This is a genomic window from Aidingimonas lacisalsi, assembly GCF_008079445.1.
Taxonomy (GTDB): Bacteria; Pseudomonadota; Gammaproteobacteria; order Pseudomonadales; family Halomonadaceae; genus Aidingimonas; species Aidingimonas lacisalsi.
On record NZ_VRYH01000004.1, the window covers coordinates 183,189 to 202,858 of the forward strand.

Here is a 19,670-nt window from a genome sequence, read left to right on the forward strand (position 1 = left end):
CATGCAGATCTACAATACCTTGACCCGCCGCAAGGAAGCGTTTGTCCCGCTCGAGCCCGGCAAGATCCGCATGTATGTATGCGGTATGACCGTTTACGATTATTGCCATCTTGGTCATGCGCGCGTCATGGTGGCCTTCGACGTCATTACGCGTTTCCTGCGCGAGTCGGGATACGATGTCACGTATGTACGCAACATCACGGATATCGACGACAAGATTCTTCGACGTGCCGAGGAGAACGGTGAACCGATCCAGGCTCTCACCCATCGGATGATCGATGCCATGCACGAAGACGAGTCGCGCCTGAATGTCCTCCGTCCCGACCAGGAACCTCGAGCGACGGCGCATATCGATGACATCGTCACCATGATCACTACCCTGATCGACAAGGGGTTTGCCTATTCGGCCGAGAATGGTGATGTCTACTATCGTGTCCGACGCTTCGAGGGATACGGCAAACTCAATAACCGCGATCTCGATGAGATGCGCTCCGGCGCTCGCATCGATGTCGACGAGCACAAGGAAGATCCGCTCGATTTCGTGCTGTGGAAAGCCGCTAAACCCGGGGAAGCGAGTTGGCCATCACCATGGGGCGATGGTCGGCCCGGCTGGCACATCGAATGTTCGGCAATGTCGACATGTTGCTTGGGAAACACTTTTGACATTCATGGGGGAGGGCCGGATCTTACCTTTCCTCACCATGAGAACGAGATCGCTCAAAGTGAAGCGGCGACAGGCAAGCACTACGTCAATACCTGGATGCACGCCGGGGCAGTGCGTGTCGACGACGAAAAGATGTCCAAGTCACTGGGCAATTTCTTCACGATACGCGAGATTCTCGAGGTCCATGACCCGGAAGTGGTGCGCTACCTGTTGGTTGCCAGTCATTATCGGAGCCCTATCAACTACTCCCTGGCGGCCCTGACCGACTCCCGTAAATCTCTCGAGCGTTTCTACAATGCGCTCGATGGCGTTACGCCGGAGGCAGGCACGGTCGACGACAGGTTCGCCCGGCGTTTCTCGGCCGCCATGGAAGATGACTTCAATACACCGGAAGCGCTGGCGGCATTATTCGACCTGACCCGAGAACTCAATCGGGCCAAGGCGGATGAGGCGGGCAATGAATCGGCCCTGGCCTATGAGTTGAAGCGCTTAGGGGCGGTGCTTGGACTGTTCGCGCAGCATCCGGCTGATTTCCTGCGCGGAGTACAGGGTGAATTGCCGATGAGCGAGACCGAGATCGAAGCACAAATTGCCAAGCGCCGTGATGCCAAACGTGCTCGAGACTTCGCGACAGCCGACAGGATTCGTGATGAGTTGGCGGCGCAAGGCATTATTCTCAAGGATTCCCGAGAGGGAACGACCTGGGTGGTGGATCGGTAGAAGGGTCACGCCTGCTCGAGCGTTGATCATCGTGACAGGATGAGTTCCTGACACCGGGATATCGCTTCATTATACTGCAGGCATATTGGTCGCGGATGGGGGAGTTTCCCTATGAACAGGATCTCATTGGGCGTTGCGGTGGCTGTCGGCGGGTGCATCATGCTGGGTACGGCTCAGGCCGATGAGCCGGTTGTCGTGTCGTCGAAGATCGATACCGAAGGGTCGGTATTGGGCGAGTTGATCATCCAGACACTGGAAGACGGCGGTATAGCGACTCAGGATCGTCTTCAATTGGGTGGGACCAGCATCGTGCGGGAAGCCATCATTGCCGGTGAGATCGACATCTATCCGGAATATACGGGGAATGGCGCCTTCTTCTTCGATCGCGAGGATAGCGATGTATGGAAGGACGCCGATGCAGCCTATAAGGAAGTCAGGCAGCTCGATGGCGAAGAGAACGATCTTGTCTGGTTGACACCGGCCGATGCCAACAATACGTGGGCCATGAGTGTGCGTGGCGACCTGGCGCGCGACCATGACCTGAAAACGCTGGAAGATCTTGCCACTTATCTTGACGAGGGTGGCGAGTTCAAGTTCGCTGCTGGCTCCGAATTCGTCGAATCTCCTTCGGCATTGCCGGCGTTTCAGGAGGCCTATGGATTCGAACTCTCGTCGGATCAGTTGGTCGTGCTGTCAGGCGGTAATACCGCGGCCACATTGCGCGCCGCTGCCAGACAGACCGATGGCGTGAATGCGGCTATGGCCTATGGGACCGATGGTGGCCTGGATGCTCTCGATCTGGTGGTCCTCGAAGATTCTCTCGGTGTTCAGCCCGTCTATCAACCGGCTCCAGTGGTACGTCAGGACGTACTGGACACCTATCCTGATATCGAGACGTTGCTTGAACCCGTCTTCTCGGCGCTGGACCTGAAAACACTGCAACGCCTCAATGGCAAAGTGGCTGTACAGGGTGCCGATGCGGCTGACGTCGCCGCCGAGTTTCTCGAGTCAATGGACGATTGACATCGTGGGGCGAGTTCATCAGGGGCCGGGAGTGACCGGTGATCCGGTCTCCATCCAATAGCGTTCTCGTCACGTTGATGCTGGCAGCGTTGCTAACGTTGCTGGCAGTCGATGTGGCGACCCTTCAGCCCAACCGAATCGTGGCGGGAGAGGGCTATTCGCTGCGTGCGATCATGGGCCTGGACGGTTTGCTGCTGTCACTTCTTCCATTCATGTTCGCGACCTGGCTGGCCTGGTTCGCGAATGCCCGCCGTTATGTCGTGATAGTCGTCATCCTGCTTGTCTACTGGGTGTCATGGCCCTGGGGCATGAGTCTTTTTGCGCAGGCAATGATCGAACCCGGCCAGCAAGCTGCGCGTGTCGGTATCGGTCCGGGACTGTGGGTCTTGCTTTTCCTGCTGTTGCTCATGGTGCTGGAAGTGCAGACAAGACTGGGTATGCCTCATCTTGGGCGTTGGCTGCTGTGGTCGGCGATTCTCGTGTCGGTGGCAGTACCATTCTGGTCGGGAGTGCTGAACGACCTGGCATTGGTGCGTGAGTATCAAGGTAATGCCGACGACTTTGCGGCGGCGTTGCAGTATCACACTCTGCTTGTGGGCGCGGTGGTGGTCATCAGCTTGACGCTGGCTGTGGCTATGGCGTTGGCGATGCGGTCCCATGACGGCTTGAAGAGAAGCGTCTTTGCCATCCTCAGTGTCATCCAGACCATCCCGAGTCTGGCGTTGTTCGGGTTGTTGCTTGCACCGTTGGCTTGGTTGTCATCGCAATTTCCACTATTGGCCGATCTAGGCGTGCAGGGTATCGGTTGGGCGCCGGCAGCGTTGGCATTGATCGGTTATAGCCTGCTGCCGATGACACGTAACACCTATGTCGCGCTGGACAGTATCGATCCCAATGTGACCGAAGCGGCACGTGGCATGGGAATGAGTCGTTGGCAGGTCTTCTTTCACGTCAGATTGCCGCTTGCTCTACCTGTCATCGTCGAAGGCATACGGATCACCAGTGTTCAGGCAATTGGCCTGGCTGCCGTGGCGGCACTGATCGGGGCGGGGGGACTCGGTACCTTCGTGTTTCAGGGACTTGGCCAGGCGGCCATGGATCTGGTGCTGCTGGGTGCCGTTCCGATCATCGTCATGGCGGTATTGGTCGACATGGCATTGAGTGGGTTGGCCGCAGTGTGCCGACGAGGGGTAGCGAATGCAGAACCATGACACGCCGACGATTGCGTTGGACGGTGTGACCAAGCGTTTCGGTGACGAATGTGCGGTTGACGATATCACGTTAGCAGTGAATCACGGTGAGCTGTGCGTACTGGTAGGCACGTCGGGATGCGGCAAGTCGACCACGCTGCGCATGATCAATCGACTCATCGAGCATAGTGATGGACAGATTCGTATCGAAGGGCAGCAGATCCGCTCGTTCGATCCTGACCAGCTCCGGCGACGCATAGGCTACGCCATTCAAAGCACAGGCTTGTTTCCGCACTGGTCAGTGTCTCGCAATATCGGTCTTGTCCCCCGCTTGTTGAAATGGCCACCGGACCGGATTGCCGCGCGTGTCAGCGAATTGATGGCGATGCTGGATCTCGACCCGGAGACCTTCAGCGATAAGTATCCCGCACAGTTATCCGGCGGTCAGGCACAACGCGTTGGCGTTGCGCGGGCATTGGCCGCTGACCCCGATGTATTGTTGATGGACGAACCCTTTGGTGCTCTCGACCCTATCACGCGTGAATCGCTGCAGGATGAACTCCTGCACCTGCAAGGGCAGCTGAAGAAGACCATTGTCTTCGTGACTCACGATATGGATGAGGCACTCAAACTGGCGGATCGTATCGTCGTGATGCGAGCTGGGCATATCGTTCAGCAGGGGAAGCCGGCGGACTTGCTCGCACGTCCGGCCGACAGTTTCGTCGAATCCTTGTTGGGAGGCCGTGACCTTGGGTTGAAGCATGCCTCGCTGGTTCCGGTCGCCATGCGCATGAGTGCGTTGAATGGCGAATGTCTACCGGATGACGAGAGCGTACTCGATACGGATTCTTTGCGAGATGCCTTGTCGGTCATGCTGTGGCGGGATACGTTCCGTTTGTTGGTCAGGGATGTCAACGGTAACCCTATCGGCATCCTGCATTGGCGTGATGCCATCCGTGGGGACGATGCGTGATGTCGGTACGGCGGTCGAACATGCGCCTGATACTGTGGGGTCTGATGCTGACGGCTGCCGTGTTGGTCATTCCGCATCTGGATGTCTTGTTCAGGTTGTGGTTGCCGGATGCTCGTGAAGTCATCTATCGCCGCGACAGTTTCGTGTCGCTGCTCGGCAACCATCTTGCCATCGTGACTGCTGCCGGTTTGATTGCAACGCTGCTGGGCGTCGGAGCCGGTATCGCTGTGACACGTCACTGGGGCAAGGACTTCCTGCCGTTGGTGGCCCAACTTGCCTCGATCGGACAGACGTTTCCCCCCGTTGCGGTACTGGCGCTATCCGTTCCCGCACTGGGGTTCGGAACGCTGCCGACCATCATCGCACTAGTGCTTTATGGGCTGCTTCCTATCGTGCGGAATACGCTGGCAGGGCTACAGGGTATCGATGATGACGTAATGGAAGCGGCGCGGGGAATGGGAATGTCGTCGCTTCAGCGCTTGTGGCAAGTCGAGTTGCCGCTATCGAGCGATATCATACTGGCGGGTATTCGGACATCGGTCACCATCAACATTGCGACTGCCGCCATCGGGTCGACAATCGGGGCCAAGACATTGGGGGATCCGTTGATCGCGGGTATCGTCAACGGTAATGGCGCCTATGTGATTCAGGGGGCCATCGTTATCGCCCTGTTGGCGTTGTGCGTCGATAGTCTGTTCGAGCGTATCGGTTGTGCCTTGCCCAGTTACGACCAAGGTCGGATATAAAACATGCACCCAATGGATGTTGCTCCTTCCATTTTACGTTAACGTTAAATGTAGAATCGTGTTCGACCCATCCGGTCCGACACGACAGTGACCGCAAACTCCCCAAAAGGGAGTGGAGTACCTCTACCGATACCCCGAGGATGAGGTCATGAGCTCTACCAAGACGCCTACCATTGTCCATGAACTGGCACTGCTGGATGGTGACGAGTACCGTTTGCCGACCTTCGCGCTGCTGGATCCACAAGGCATGCTGTATCCCGGCGTCGAATCTCCCTTACTAGACTACGACAAGGCACGGCGAATCTATCGAGCCATGCTGTTCACGCGTGTGCTCGATGAACGCATGATGGCGGCTCAGCGCCAGGGTCGTCTGAGCTTCTATTTGCAATGCACCGGTGAAGAGGCGGCTGTGATCGGCGCTACCGCCGCGTTGGACGATGGCGACATGATCATGGCGCAGTATCGTGAACAGGGAGCGTTAGCGTATCGGGGCTTCAGTACGGATGCATTCATGAATCAGCTTTTCGGCAATGATCGCGACTGTGATAAAGGCCGTCAGATGCCAATTCACTATGGGTCCGCCGAACTGCATTATATGACGATATCGTCACCGGTGGCGACGCAGATACCTCAGGCCGCCGGCTATGCCTATGGCCAGAAACTCGCCAATGACGGCCACTGTACCATTACCTTCTTTGGGGAAGGAGCGGCATCGGAAGGTGATTTCCATGCGGCCCTGAACATGGCGACCGTTCACCAGGTACCGGTCATCTTCTTTTGCCGCAATAATGGCTACGCGATATCGACGCCGGCCGTGGAACAATATGCCGCCGACGGCGTGGCGCCTCGTGCATTCGGCTACAAGATGCATGTGATCCGTGTCGACGGCAATGATGTGCTGGCCGTGCATGAAGCGACGCGTGAAGCTCGCCGCCTGGCCGTCGAGCAGCATCATCCCGTATTGATCGAGGCGATGACTTATCGACTGGCCGCTCACTCGTCTTCAGATGACCCTTCTGGTTATCGGTCGCGCAAAGAGGAAGAAGCCTGGCGTGAAAAAGACCCGATCCGACGCATGAAGCGTTGGCTCATCGACCTGTCGTGGTGGAGCGAGGACGAGGAGTCGGAGTGGCTGGAGACGTATCGGCATGATGTGCTCGAGAGCATGAAGCGTGCCGAAAAGCGGCCGCCGCCGCCCCTCGAGACATTGATCACCGATGTCTATGACGAAGTGACACCTCGCTTGACGGAGCAACTGGAATCCTTGGAGGCGCATATTCGCCGCTACCCGGAGAATTACCCACGCGGTGCCCGGGCGCTTGGCATCGATGTGCCCGACGAGCGGGGGGAAGGATAGCCATGGCGACCATGAACATGTTGCAGGCCATCAATAACGCGTTGGATACGGCCATGGCGACGGATGATCGCGTCGTCTGCTTCGGCGAGGATGTCGGCAGCTTCGGCGGAGTGTTTCGTGCTACCAGCCACCTGCAGGAGCGATATGGCAAGGCGCGCTGTTTCAATACGCCTCTGGTCGAGCAGGGAATCGTCGGCTTCGCCAATGGCCTGGCGGCTCAAGGAGCAATCCCCGTTGCCGAAATACAATTTGCGGATTACATCTTTCCGGCCTTCGATCAGATCGTTAGTGAAACCGCGAAGTTTCGCTATCGCTCGGGCAATCTCTTCAACGTAGGCGGATTGACGATCCGTGCACCCTACGGTGGCGGTATATCCGGCGGTCTGTACCACTCCCAATCACCGGAAGCCTATTTCACCCACACGCCGGGGTTGAAAGTCGTCGTGCCACGTGATCCGCATCAAGCCAAGGGCTTGTTACTGGCAGCGATCCGCGACGCCAACCCGGTACTGTTCTTCGAACCCAAGCGACTGTATCGCGCGTCGACAGGGGAGGTGTCCGAAGCGGATTATCAACTGCCCCTGGGAAGTGCTGACGTCCTCAAAACCGGCGACGATATTACCCTGGTTGGCTGGGGGGCACAGATGACCATGATCGAAGCGGCTGTCGAGTTCGCTGAGGAACAGGGGATTTCATGTGAAATCATCGATTTACGCACTCTTATGCCGTGGGATGTCGCGACGGTGGTCGAGTCGGTTGTGAAGACCGGTCGTTTGGTCGTCACGCACGAGGCCCCTTTGACCGGGGGATTCGCCGGCGAAATCGCGGCAACCATTCAGGAACGTTGTTTCCTTTATCTAGAGTCTCCCATAGCACGTGTCACGGGCCTGGACACACCGTTTCCCCTGACTCTGGAAAAAGAGTACATGCCGGATCAATGGAAACTGTTCGAAGCGATCAAGGCCAGTATCGAATTCTGAGGCGGTGTCAGGACGGAGGTCCATGATGAGCGAGTTCATTCTGCCCGATATAGGCGAAGGCATCGTCGAGTGCGAGGTGGTCAAATGGCTGGTCGCTGAAGGGGATTGTATCGAGGAAGACCAGCCGGTCGTTGAGGTCATGACCGACAAGGCGTTAGTCGAGATTCCGTCGACTGCCAAGGGACGTGTGACCAGGCTTTACTATCGGGAAGGAGAGGTGGCCAAGGTGCATACTCCTTTGTTCGCCTGGCAGGGAGACAGCGAAACACTCGATGCGCCGCCTCCGTCGAGACCTCCACGCCCACCTGCCAGTCCGGCCGTTCGACGGCTGGTCCGTGAACATGGTGTTGATCTCGGATCGATCTCCGGCTCCGGCAAGGAGGGAAGGGTGCTCAAGGAGGATGTTCTGGCACACATCGAATCGGATAGTGCCGCGACCGATCACTCTACGGTCAATGAGGGGCGCGTCGAACCGTTGAGAGGGGCCCGTGCGGTCATGGCCAGAAGGATGAGCGAGTCGGCGCAGACGGTGCCGCATTTCGGTTATAGTGACGATGTCGATGTCACGGATTTGCTGGCACTCCACGAGCGACTCAAACCGAGGGCGGAACAGGTTGGGGTGCGTTTGACGTTGATGCCCTTGTTCATGAAAGCGTTGGCGTTGGCGGTACAGACCCACCCATTGATCAATAGTCGTCTCAATGACGACATGACGGCGATCCACTACCCGTCTGGCTGCCATATTGGCATGGCAGTCGATAGCGAGGCGGGCTTGATCGTTCCCAACGTCAAGCATACGGAGCAGCTCACGATTCTGGAGATTGCTCGGGAAGTCTCTCGTCTGACTCGAGAGGCGCGCGAGGGGCGCATCGGTCAGGCGGATCTGCAAGGGGGCTCTATTACTATCTCGAACATTGGCGTGCTGGGTGGCACCCATGCCGTGCCGATCATCAACTCCCCGGAAGTCGCTATCGTGGCGATCGGCAAGATCCAATGGCTGCCGCGTTTCGATGCCGCAGGAAACGTTGTGGCACGCGCACTCATGACCGTGAATTGGTCCGGAGATCATCGTGTCCTGGACGGTGGCCATATGGCGCGCTTCTGCAATGAATGGAAAGGCTATCTGGAAACGCCTGACAGCATGTTGCTCCACATGGGATAAGCCGTTATGACGGCGCCGTCATTGCAGCAGTTCTATATTCCGGAAGAACAGTCGATTTATCTGCTGAGCCACCGTGATGCCAAGAAGCTCAAGGATTGGATCGAGCTTTGCCGGCGTCAACTCGGCCAATTGGGGTACCGTGATGTCGAGCTGATCGGTAAAGGAGCCTATGGTTTCGTCTTTGCGGGACGTACTGCTACCTCTCTCGACCATGTCTTCAAGTTCACTCGTATTACCTTGCCCCGGCATATCCAGGATCGTCTGGAAGAAGAAGCGTTCATGCTGGATCAGGTGGCACATCCTTGCATTCCGCGTCTGATCGATTTTCAACGCGTGCGACAGCAATCGATGTTGGTCATGGAGCGTGCTCCGGGCAGCAATCTCGAAGACGTGTCCCTCGCCTGGGGACGTTTCCCGCCCCGACTCGTTCTGCGTATTGCAAACCAACTGGCGGATATCTTGCGCTATTTGCGTCGAGACAGCGGTCCGGCAGGACGACCTGTCGTCCATGGGGATATCAAACCTTCCAATCTGGTCTTCGACCCGGAGCGCGAGGTCGTGGCATTGATCGATTGGGGAGCATCGGTCTTCGCACAGTTGGATGCCGAATTGCAGTTCGTGTCGCCGAATGTCATGGAATTGATGTCGGACAATCTACAGCAGAGCAATGCCCGCTTGGGGGATGTCTACTTCATCGGTCAGGAGCAGCTCGAGGGAGCTCTATCGTCACCGCGTTTCGATGAGCAGGGGGCAGCCGCAACGCTCTATGCATTGGCATCGGGGCAGTCATGTCGTTTTGGCTGCAAGGCAATGCCCGCCACATCCCTGGGGTTGCCCAGGGAATTTGCACGAGTTCTGGATGGCATGCTGGCTGCCGATGCGGGGACACGTCGGCAGGCAGGCGATTATTTCCTCGCTGCGATGCCCCGTATGTCAAGAACAGTGGTCCTCGATCGGCCTGAGCCGCTCGAGACGCCATTGGTACCGGTATGGGGGCGATCCCTGGCTCGGGACATCGATACCGTGGTTTATAGTTCACGGAAGGCCTTCCTGCGTGAAGAGGGGGGCGCGCCTTCCCACAGTGAGGTCAACGACATCCAACTGGATCGTTATTACAAGAATTTCATGCAGGGCATGGGCGATACTGAAAAGGCATTTCTGGCGGCGGTCAGTCGGTTAGGACAATACCCTGTCGTCGGTGGCCTAGCCGTGCGCTGGGAACCCGAAGGCGTTTATCTCGATACCTCGTTGAACCTGTACGACCCGTCATCGAGGCCCGCCTTTGTCGTGGCCGTGAACAATGTGGTCACATTGGCCAGGTCGATTTACCGACAAGGTATTTTCAAGAGTTGTCTGTTCAATGCCAGAGACACGCTGCACATTGATCGTGATTCGCCGAATCAGCCGTTCCTTCCGCCATCCGATATGCGGCTACCCTATGAAGTCAGCGATGTGCCGGAACTGGAGAATCGGTCACGGGAACACTCGTATTTCGAGGATGGACCGGACCCCGAGGAGTCGTTGGTCCTTCCTCCACGGATCATGACGCGGCTGGACGCTTTGAATCACATTCATCATACCGGCATGATCATTTTCGAGGCGCTGCCGACTCACCTCAAGATTCACAGTTATTATCGGTTGCTCGATCCGTCCCGTGAGGCAGAGTTTCGTGATTGCCTCGACGGGATTCTGGAGGCGATCGATCGCATCGAAGGGCTGGGGGTATCGGGATATATGAAGATGCCCTACAAGGATACGAAATTTTTTTCTCACATCGAACGTCTACCGGAGCGGTTCTATCCGCGCAACCCGCGTGCCCAGTAATGACGAGCATCGCCGGAATTTCCCGGGTTGCCCTCGGCGAGGTCGGCATAAGATCATGTGACGATGGCAGTGGCCATCGACAGTACCGTTTGGCCCGTCACGCAGATGGAGACGACCCAGTGACATTACCCCGCCTGGAAAATGCCGGTATCGATGCCTGGCTTGTCAGGTTGTTCGAGACGATAGATGAAACCAACATGCCCTGGTTGACTGCCTTGTGCCGGGAGTGCGAGGCAGCATTCGGCAGTGCCTTGATCGACTTGGTGCCTTCCTACACAACCGTGCTGATTCACTACGATCCGTTGCAGTATGACGCCAGCGAAGCAAAAGACTGCTTATTGAACGTATTGAACCGGCTCGTGCCCGATGAACAAGCGGCAGAGACATCGTTCAAGGAAGTCCCCGTTTGGTATGACGAGTCCGTGGGCCCGGAGCTGACTCGCCTGGCGTCTGTCAGTGGGCTGGAGCGCGACGATGTCATCGCGATTCATCAAGCGCGTGACTATCGTGTCTTCGCCCTTGGGTTCGCGCCTGGTTATGCCTTCATGGGACGACTTGATGAACGCCTGGTGGTGCCGAGGTTGACGACACCTCGTCAACGTGTGCCTGCGGGTAGTGTGGCCGTGGCGGAACGTCAGACGGCTGCCTATCCCAGCCTGTCGCCAGGAGGATGGAATCTGATCGGGCGCACTCCGGTCACGCTTTTTGACCGCCATAGAGACGGCTTCAGCCTGTTGCAAGTCGGAGATCGGGTACGCTTTGTGGCGATCGACCGTGATACATTCGTTGAACTGGGTGGCGATGTGCGTCCCGTAACGGAAACCCGGACCGCGGAGGGGGCATGAGTGGTCTGCGAGTAGAGCGTGCCGGTCCGTTGGCGACACTCCAGGATGCTGGTCGTTTCGGAGTGCGTCGGCTGGGAGCGACTCAAGGTGGCCCCGCCGATTTACATGGCTGGGCGTGGAGTAATCACCTGCTTGGTAATCCATGGAATACGCCGGCACTGGAGGTGGTGCTGGGTAACCTGACCATGGTGGTCGAACAGGATGCCATGTTGGCGATTGCTGGCGCGGATCTTGACGCTCACCTGGAAGGAACGCCTCTCCAGCCGGGGAGTGCATTCCTGGCAAAGGAAGGACAGCGTTTGACGTTCCAGTCGCCAATCAATGGCATTCGTGCCTATCTAGCCGTGGCAGGCGGATTCGTTGCCGAGCCGGTACTCGGGAGTGTTGCATGCGTGATGCGCGATGGTTTGGGAGGCCATGATGGCTTCGGACGGTCACTGGACGATGGGGCTCGCTTGCTATTCACCGATTCCTGTGCCGTCGCGAGTGGTGGCAAGCACGAACAACCCGCGGCGGAACGTATTGATTACCGTCAGCCGGTATCTCTGGCCATGGTGCCTGGGGCGCAGATTGCCGATTTCACGGGAGTGAGTCTGTATAGGGCGTTCAACAACGAATGGCGGGTCGACGATCGTGCCGACCGTATGGGCGTGAGACTGGCAGGAGACGTGTTGCGCTGCCAGGTGGCATCGATGATCTCGGAGGGCATCGCGCTGGGTGCCGTCCAGGTTCCTCCCGATGGTCAGCCGATCGTCCTGCTCAATGATCGACAGACGATCGGCGGTTATCCACGCTTGGGCACGTTGACGCCGCTGGCCTGCTCGCGTCTGGCACAGTGTCAGCCCGGACAGACGGTTCGTTTGCGGGCTACCGCGCTGAGTCAGGCTCAGCAGTCATATCGAGCGTTTCGGCAACAGTTTTCAGTGTGAACCGGTAGCGACGCAATGACCTGGAATCACCCGGGGCTCTCGACCCCTCCTTCGGCCCGACGTGCTTGGGCTATCAGCCCACGCCGTTTGAGGACATCGGTGATGATGGGTAATGGCGTTAGCAAGTGATCGCGCATCATGTCGCTGGCTCGTTCGCTATGCCTGTCCAGTACGACCTTGACAAGGGCATTGTGCTGTCGGCGTTTTTCCTCGAGCGCCTGTGCCGAGAATACCGTTTCCTGCAGCCATAGGTGACGGTATCGTTCTGCCTGGTCGAAGAGACCGGCGCGAGCGCGAAGCAAATGATCGGACCCGCATCCTGCTACCAGTGCGGCATGGAACGCCTTGTGCCTGCTATCCCAGACATCGAGCGCATCATCGGCACTATGGACTTCAACGACCTTGTTCAGGGTATGCGACTTGGCGAGTATATCGGCTTCCCAGCTATCGTCGCCCCGTTCGATCGCCAGACGTAGCATCATGGCCTCCAGCTCGGCCCGGGCATCGTAGATGTCTTCCAGTTCGGCCACCGATACGGGCGCTACCCGGTAGCCGCGTTGGCTGATGGCGATGACCAGACGTTCTGCCACCAACTGGGACAGGGCCTCGCGCAAAGGGCCAACGCCCAGTTCGTAGCGGCTCTTCAGTCGACTCATCAGCAATTTTTCGCCGGGAGAAAAGACACCACGGATGATGTCACGCTTCAAACGCTGGTAGGCGCTGATGCCGAGATTCTGGCGTGGTGGCATATCCATTGATTCATCGTTTCCTTGGAACGGCGGACATTGTCCTCGATCATCGATATTCTAGAATCAGGGAATTATAGCGAGCATAGTCGCCGGGTGGCGAGCGGTATCCTTGAGTCGCTTGGCTGTCCTGATAATGGACAAGAATTCACAGAGGTGCCTGTGTACGATTTCATCATCATCGGTGGCGGTATACTAGGTCTTTCGACCGCCATGCAACTCGCTGAAGATTATCCGGGGCATCGCATCGTGGTGCTCGATAAAGAAAACGAGTTGGCGCATCACCAATCGGGCCATAACAGCGGCGTCATTCACGCGGGCGTCTATTATGCACCGGGCAGTCTCAAGGCACGTTTCTGTCGGGAAGGCAATCGCTTGACCAAGGCGTTCTGCCGTCAGCACGACATCGCGTTCGAGGAATGCGGCAAGATGCTGGTCGCAACCAATGAGCGAGAGATGGAGCGCATGCGTTCGTTATGGGAGCGTACGGCGGCTAACGGTCTGGAACGTGAATGGGTGTCGGCGGATGAGTTGAGCGAACGCGAGCCTGCCATCACGGGGATGGGGGCAATTTTCGTTCCCTCGAGCGGCATTGTCGACTACCGTCGCGTGGCGCAGGCGATGGCAGAAGAGTTCGAGCGTCGAGGCGGGGAAATCAAGCTGTCGACGGCAGTCATCGGCCTGGAAGAACGCATTGGTGAGGTGGTCGTCAAGACCTCACGCGGTGAGTTCGTCGGCCGCTATATGATCGCCTGCGCCGGTTTGATGGCGGATCGCCTGGTGAAATTGCTGGGCAAGGATCCCAAGTTCACGATCTGTCCGTTTCGCGGCGAGTATTATCGCTTGCCGCCCGAGCGCAGTGATATCGTGAGCCACCTCATATACCCCATTCCCGATCCCAGCATGCCGTTTCTTGGCGTGCATCTGACACGCATGATCGATGGTAGTGTCACTGTCGGGCCCAATGCCGTCATGGCGCTCAAACGCGAAGGCTACCGCAAGCGAGATGTGTCACTGCGGGACATGGCGACCATGTTCTCCGATCCCGGGATTCTTAAAGTGTGTTCGGCATACTGGCGCCCGGGACTGACGGAAATGAAGAACTCGTTCTTCAAGAAGGGGTATCTCGACGATGTGCGAAAATATTGTCCGAGTCTGACCTTGCAGGACCTGGGATCCTACCCTGCAGGTGTACGTGCCCAGGCCGTATCGCGTGAAGGAAAGTTGATCGATGATTTTCTCTTCGTCAATACGCGCCGTACAGTGAACGTATGCAATGCACCATCACCTGCGGCGACATCGGCGTTACCGATCGGGCGTTATATCGTCGACAAGGTGAAATCACAGGTTGAAGAGGCGTAGTCGCTCAATCTCCTGAATGTTGTGGAGCGCCGTCATTGCGACTCAGTGTCTTCCAGGCGCCATAAGTACTCAGGAACACGCGGCCGGTCAGTTCGTCGAGAAACTCGCTGGACTTGAGACGGTCCATTACGGGGCCCTTGACCTCGGCGAGATGGAGAGTGACGTGGGAATCGTTCAGGCGCGCATTGATGGCGTCGAGGCTTTCCAGCGCCGACGCATCGATCAGGTTGATGGCCGAGCAGATCAATACGACATGCTCGATTTCCGGATGCCGGGTAACCAGGTCGTAGACGGTATCTTCCAGATAACGCGCATTGGCGAAATACAGACTTTCGTCGATGCGTAGTAGCGCCAGATGACTATCGCTTTCCACGTCGTGGCGATCGATATTGCGAAAATGCTCCGTACCCGGCAGTCGTCCTACCAGAGCGCTGTGAGGACGGCTGGTGCGGTAAAGGAAAAGAGCGATCGATAATGTCACGCCTGCCATTATCCCGATTTCCACCCCTTCGATCAGAGTCAGCACGATGGTAGCGCCCATTGCTGCGGAGTCGCTACGCGAGTAACGCCACGTTCTGCGTATGGTGCCGGTATCGATCAAGGTGATCGATGAGGCAATGATGATAGCTGCCAACGTGGCAGTGGGCAGGTACTTGATAAGGGGGGTCAGAAATAACGTGATCAAGGCGACACTGATCCCCGATATGGCGCCAGCCGCAGGGGTCCGGGCTCCGGCACTGAAATTCACCATGGTGCGAGACAGACTGCCTATGACCGGCATGCCCGACGACAGAGCCGATGCAATGTTCGACGTTCCCAACCCGATCAACTCCTGGTCGGGTGAAATACTTTCGCGACGCTTGGCCGCCAGCATCTGCGCCAAGGCAATGGATTCGATGAAACCGACAACACTGATCAGCAGGGCCGGCACCAATAAGGAACGCCATATATCGCTATCCGTCGACGGCAACCCCAAAGGCGGCAGGTGACTTGGCACATGGCCCACCACGGCGACGCCTCGACCGGCTAGCTCTCCAAGCCAGCAGATCCAGGTAGCGAGAGCCACAACCAGGATCGGCCCCATCTTGATCAAGAACCGGGCGCGTGCGGCTGAAAGACCGCTACGCTGCAGTAACGGACCCGAGCGCCGTATCGCTAGCAACAGACCCAGTGACATGAAACCGATGGCGAGCGTCAGTGGATGCAGGGCATCGATGTGACGCCAGAGGTTGGCCAACTGCTGTGTCAGGGTGAAGCCTGCGTTGGGCAAGCCCGCCATATTGGCCATCTGGCTGGCGGCGATCAGCACGCCGGATGCGCTCAATAGTCCGGAAATCACGGGGTGACTGAGGAAATTGGCAAAAAATCCCAGCCGTAGTGCCCCCATCAATGTCAACAAGATACCGACCATCAAGGTCAAGGTAATGGCGGCATCGATATATGCCTCGCTGCCTGGTGGTGCGACTTTCGACAACGCGGCGGCAGTCATCAGCGAAATCAACGCCATCGGGCCGATGGCAAGCGTGCGACTGGTACCGAAGACGGTATACACGATCAATGGCAGAATGCTGGCGTAAAGCCCGACAACGGCAGGAAGGCCGGCAAGCAGGGCATATGCCAATGCCTGGGGGATGATCATCAGAGTAACGACGAAGGCGGCCAGCGTATCGTCGATCAAGGTATGACGGTTGTAGTGGGGAAGCCACTGCAGTATCGGTAAGTAACGCTTGAGCATGGTGGGCTCTGAATTGTGCTGATCGTGAGGTGCAAGCCTACCTGATCATGCGCACGATTTTGAGGGATGACCGCGGTCGTCCAATGTAATACGTCAGCAAAGTCTAACGTGAGTGTTGGTAATTATACCTTTTATGAACTCATTGAGGGGACCATGCTAAGTCGACGAACAAGATGATCATCGTCAATGACGACAGGAGTGCTCATGAGTCCTTTCGAAATGCCATCGACATCCTCTGTCGAAGCAATGAACGATGTCGAGTTGGCATCGAGTACCGCCTATTGGATGCCCTTTACGGCAAATCGAGACTTTCGGGACCATCCCAGGATGGTCGCTGAAGCGGAAGGACGCTATCTCATCGACCGGCACGGGCGGCGGTTGTTCGACTCCCTGTCTGGTCTATGGACCTGTGGTGCCGGCCATAATCGTCAGGAGATTCAACAGGCCGTGGCCAGCCAACTCGGTCGTCTGGACTTCGCTCCAGGCTTCCAGGTGGGTCACCCTCTGGCCTTCGAGTTGGCGGAGAAGGTTGCCAGTCTGACTCCGGCGGGGTTGGATCATGTCTTCTTCACCAATTCCGGCTCTGAAGCGGCCGATACCTCGGTGAAGATGGCCAAGGCTTACTGGCGACTCAAAGGCAAGCCGGAAAAAACCCGTCTTATCGGGCGAGCCAAGGGCTATCATGGCGTGAACGTCGGCGGTACCAGCTTGGGGGGGATCGGCGCCAACCGTAAGCATTATGGGCAATTGATGGACGTCACTCATTTGCCCCACACGCTTCAGACTGACCAGGCCTTTACACGTGGACAAGCGGATAGCGGGGCGGATCTGGCCGATGCTCTGCTCGATCAGATTGCCTTGCATGATGCCTCCAATATCGCCGCCGTCCTGGTCGAGCCGATGTCGGGATCGGCCGGAGTCATCGTACCGCCTCAGGGGTATTTGCAGCGCTTGCGCGCCATTTGCGACCAGCACGATATCCTGCTGATCTTCGACGAGGTCATTACCGGTTTCGGACGCTGTGGAGCGAATACCGGCGCCTCGGCGTTCGGAGTAACGCCGGACATCATGAATGTCGCCAAGCAGTTGACCAATGGGGCCGTGCCGATGGGGGCGGTCATCGCTTCGCATGAGATCTTTGATGCATTCATGCATGCCGAGAGCCCGAGGCACGTGATCGAATTCCCGCACGGCTATACGTACAGTGCCCATCCCGTGGCGTGTGCCGCTGGGCTGGCTGCGCTTGAATTGTTCGAACGTGAAGACTTTCCTGCTCAGGTCCGTGCGATCGCTCCCGTCTTTGAAGACAAATTGCATGCGCTCAAGGGGCGTCCTCATATCGTCGACATCCGAAATTGCGGCTTGGCTGGCGCCTTGCAGTTGGCGCCACGTGATGGCGATCCCACAATCAGGCCTCGTGATGCGGCGGTGGCTCTTTGGGAAGCGGGGTTCTATGTACGCTATGGTGGCGACACCTTGCAGTTCGGCCCGCCGTTTGCCAGTACCGAAGCGGAGCTCGAGCGGCTTTTCGATGCCGTAGCGACGACGCTGGATCAACTGCCTTGATCGCTCGACCGACCGGTATGTTTCAACCTACTAATATCAGGAGCGTTTGATGGAATCGATTTCTCATCTCATCGGCGGGGAGTCTATCGACGGAGGCCGTACGCTGGATGTTTCCAATCCGTCGACAGGCAAGGTGATTCGGCAAGTGGCGGACGCCGACGCAGCCACCGTCGAACAGGCAATTGCCGCAGCCAAGGCGGCTTATCCGGCATGGCGAGATACGCCTCCGGCCAAGCGTGCTCAAGTCATGTATCGTTTCAAGCAATTGCTGGAACAGCATGCCGACCGGCTGGTCCAGTTGATCAGCGAAGAGCATGGCAAAACGGTCGAAGATGCGCTGGGAGAACTCAAGCGGGGCATCGAGAACGTCGAGTATGCCTGTGGCGTCCCCGAATTGTTGAAAGGGGAGTATTCGCATAATGTCGGGCCCGCTATCGATGCCTGGTCAAACTTTCAGCCCTTGGGGGTGGTTGCCGGCATCACGCCGTTCAACTTCCCTGCCATGGTTCCTCTGTGGATGTATCCGATGGCGATTGCCTGCGGGAACACCTTCATTCTCAAGCCATCGGAGAAGGATCCGACATCTGCACTGGCCATCGCGGCGCTACTTGAAGAAGCGGGCGCGCCTCGGGGGGTGATCAATGTGGTCCATGGCAGCCGGGAAGCAGTGGAAACCCTGCTTGATGCCCCCGATGTGAAAGCGTTGTCGTTCGTGGGGTCTACTCCGATTGCCGAAACGATCTACTCCCGAGGGTGCAGCAATGGCAAGCGCGTTCAGGCGCTCGGGGGAGCGAAGAATCATGCCGTGCTCCTGCCCGATGCCGATATCGAGAATGCTGCCAATACATTGATGGGCGCCGCATATGGCAGTTGTGGCGAGCGCTGCATGGCGATTTCCGTTGCCGTTTGCGTTGGCGACGAGACGGCTGACCGGCTGGTCGAAACACTCAAGCCCAAGATTGCCGGACTGAAGATCGGTGCAGGCACCGATACAGGGCTCGATATGGGACCTCTGGTGACCGCGGAACACCGTGACAAGGTGCTGGAATATATTGGTGACGGTGTGGCAGCCGGTGCTGAATTGGTCGCCGATGGCCGTGAGCTCAAGGTGTCGGGACTGGAGGATGGTTTCTTCATTGGTGGCTGCCTGTTCGACCGGGTAACGCCCGATATGCGCATCTATCGCGAAGAGATCTTTGGGCCGGTGCTGTGCGTGGTTCGCGTCGCAAGCCTGGATGCCGCTATCGAGTTGATCAACGCGCATGAATTCGGTAATGGAACCTGTCTCTTCACGCGTGATGGGGAAGCTTCGCGTCGCTTCGCTGATAGCATTGAAGTCGGCATGGTGGGTATCAATGTGCCCTTGCCGGTTCCCGTCGCCTATCACAGTTTCGGAGGCTGGAAGCGGTCGTTGTTTGGCGATTTACATGCCTATGGACCGGATGCGGTACGTTTCTACACTCGGCGCAAGGCTGTCTCTCAGCGCTGGCCTTCACCGTTCGAGACCAGTCAGGCGGAATTCCATTTTCCGTCGGGAGGGCAGTAGCCGCGTTGTGGCTCCCCCCATCACGTTCGATCCCTCCGGCTGCGTCTTCAATCGACGCAGCCAATGGCCTGAGCCCATTTTGCGGTAATGGCCGGTCTCTTGCGCATTAGTCGGAACACATGGCGCCTGACGTGAGGGCGTCATATATAGGTTTACCATCATAGCATCCTCTGTCGAATATGCGATGCGATCACTGTCCTCATCCTGGTACGCCCGAGACGTCTGGTAAGACTTCGGGAATGTAGCGTCATGCTATGCCATGAGCACAACATTGTGCCGTTTTGCGCTTTTCGGTGACTTTT

The 19,670-nt window shown here is 57.5% G+C and carries 16 protein-coding genes; 14 read left to right on the plus strand and 2 right to left on the minus strand.

The annotated features are described in order from the left end of the window. Position 1 precedes the first annotated feature (1 nt). The 11 genes from cysS (at position 2) to FVV99_RS09955 (ending at position 12,413) form a co-directional block, all read left to right on the plus strand. Positions 2-1,384, plus strand: coding sequence for a cysteine--tRNA ligase (gene cysS / locus FVV99_RS09905; RefSeq protein ID WP_148253916.1), 1,383 nt, complete (start codon positions 2-4; stop codon positions 1,382-1,384). A gap of 111 nt (positions 1,385-1,495) precedes the next feature. After that, complete coding sequence (gene osmF, locus FVV99_RS09910) at positions 1,496-2,407, plus strand: glycine betaine ABC transporter substrate-binding protein OsmF (RefSeq protein WP_148253917.1); 912 nt, start codon at positions 1,496-1,498, stop codon at positions 2,405-2,407. A gap of 38 nt (positions 2,408-2,445) precedes the next feature. After that, positions 2,446-3,618, plus strand: coding sequence for an ABC transporter permease (locus tag FVV99_RS09915; RefSeq protein ID WP_236645363.1), 1,173 nt, complete (start codon positions 2,446-2,448; stop codon positions 3,616-3,618). Next, positions 3,605-4,570 (plus strand): ABC transporter ATP-binding protein, encoded by a 966-nt coding sequence (locus FVV99_RS09920; RefSeq protein ID WP_148253918.1) that lies wholly within the window; start codon positions 3,605-3,607, stop codon positions 4,568-4,570. The genes FVV99_RS09915 and FVV99_RS09920 overlap by 14 nt, the downstream gene beginning before the upstream one ends. A 20-nt stretch (positions 4,571-4,590) precedes the next feature. Beyond that, complete coding sequence (locus FVV99_RS09925; protein WP_148253919.1) at positions 4,591-5,316, plus strand: ABC transporter permease; 726 nt, start codon at positions 4,591-4,593, stop codon at positions 5,314-5,316. 148 nt (positions 5,317-5,464) lie between these two features. Further along, the gene (locus tag FVV99_RS09930) at positions 5,465-6,673 is read left to right on the plus strand and encodes a thiamine pyrophosphate-dependent dehydrogenase E1 component subunit alpha (RefSeq protein ID WP_148253920.1); all 1,209 of its coding nucleotides are present in this window, start codon (positions 5,465-5,467) and stop codon (positions 6,671-6,673) included. A gap of 2 nt (positions 6,674-6,675) precedes the next feature. Next, on the plus strand, positions 6,676-7,653 hold the full coding sequence (locus FVV99_RS09935) for an alpha-ketoacid dehydrogenase subunit beta (RefSeq protein ID WP_148253921.1): 978 nt from the start codon (positions 6,676-6,678) through the stop codon (positions 7,651-7,653). 25 nt (positions 7,654-7,678) lie between these two features. Beyond that, the gene (locus tag FVV99_RS09940) at positions 7,679-8,815 is read left to right on the plus strand and encodes a 2-oxo acid dehydrogenase subunit E2 (RefSeq protein WP_148253922.1); all 1,137 of its coding nucleotides are present in this window, start codon (positions 7,679-7,681) and stop codon (positions 8,813-8,815) included. Positions 8,816-8,821: 6 nt separating this feature from the next. Then, on the plus strand, positions 8,822-10,639 hold the full coding sequence (locus FVV99_RS09945; protein WP_148253923.1) for a protein kinase domain-containing protein: 1,818 nt from the start codon (positions 8,822-8,824) through the stop codon (positions 10,637-10,639). A 119-nt stretch (positions 10,640-10,758) separates the two neighbouring features. Then, positions 10,759-11,484, plus strand: coding sequence for a 5-oxoprolinase subunit B family protein (locus tag FVV99_RS09950; RefSeq protein ID WP_236645364.1), 726 nt, complete (start codon positions 10,759-10,761; stop codon positions 11,482-11,484). Beyond that, positions 11,481-12,413, plus strand: coding sequence for a 5-oxoprolinase subunit C family protein (locus tag FVV99_RS09955; RefSeq protein ID WP_148253925.1), 933 nt, complete (start codon positions 11,481-11,483; stop codon positions 12,411-12,413). Before FVV99_RS09950 ends, FVV99_RS09955 begins: the two co-directional genes overlap by 4 nt. Before the next feature lie 26 nt (positions 12,414-12,439). Here the strand turns inward: FVV99_RS09955 and csiR are convergent, their stop codons facing one another. Further along, positions 12,440-13,168 (minus strand): DNA-binding transcriptional regulator CsiR, encoded by a 729-nt coding sequence (gene csiR / locus FVV99_RS09960; protein ID WP_148253926.1) that lies wholly within the window; start codon positions 13,166-13,168, stop codon positions 12,440-12,442. A 153-nt stretch (positions 13,169-13,321) separates the two neighbouring features. On the opposite strand from csiR, the gene lhgO reads away from it, so the two are divergent. Then, positions 13,322-14,521: an L-2-hydroxyglutarate oxidase gene (lhgO, locus tag FVV99_RS09965; RefSeq protein WP_148253927.1), complete on the plus strand. Its 1,200-nt coding sequence runs from the start codon at positions 13,322-13,324 to the stop codon at positions 14,519-14,521. A gap of 4 nt (positions 14,522-14,525) precedes the next feature. Here lhgO and FVV99_RS09970 read toward each other — a convergent pair whose 3' ends face one another. Beyond that, positions 14,526-16,256 carry a SulP family inorganic anion transporter gene (locus tag FVV99_RS09970; protein ID WP_148253928.1) on the minus strand — a complete coding sequence of 577 codons (1,731 nt, stop codon included), beginning with the start codon at positions 16,254-16,256 and terminating at the stop codon, positions 14,526-14,528. Between the two features lie 219 nt (positions 16,257-16,475). Between FVV99_RS09970 and FVV99_RS09975 the strand changes: the two genes are divergently transcribed. Together FVV99_RS09975 and FVV99_RS09980 are read left to right on the plus strand one after the other, a co-directional pair. Then, a complete protein-coding gene (locus tag FVV99_RS09975; RefSeq protein ID WP_330860328.1) occupies positions 16,476-17,822 on the plus strand; it encodes an aspartate aminotransferase family protein in 1,347 nt (448 codons plus the stop codon). Between the two features lie 49 nt (positions 17,823-17,871). Next, positions 17,872-19,368 (plus strand): CoA-acylating methylmalonate-semialdehyde dehydrogenase, encoded by a 1,497-nt coding sequence (locus FVV99_RS09980; protein ID WP_148253930.1) that lies wholly within the window; start codon positions 17,872-17,874, stop codon positions 19,366-19,368. The last annotated feature ends 302 nt before the right edge of the window (positions 19,369-19,670 follow it).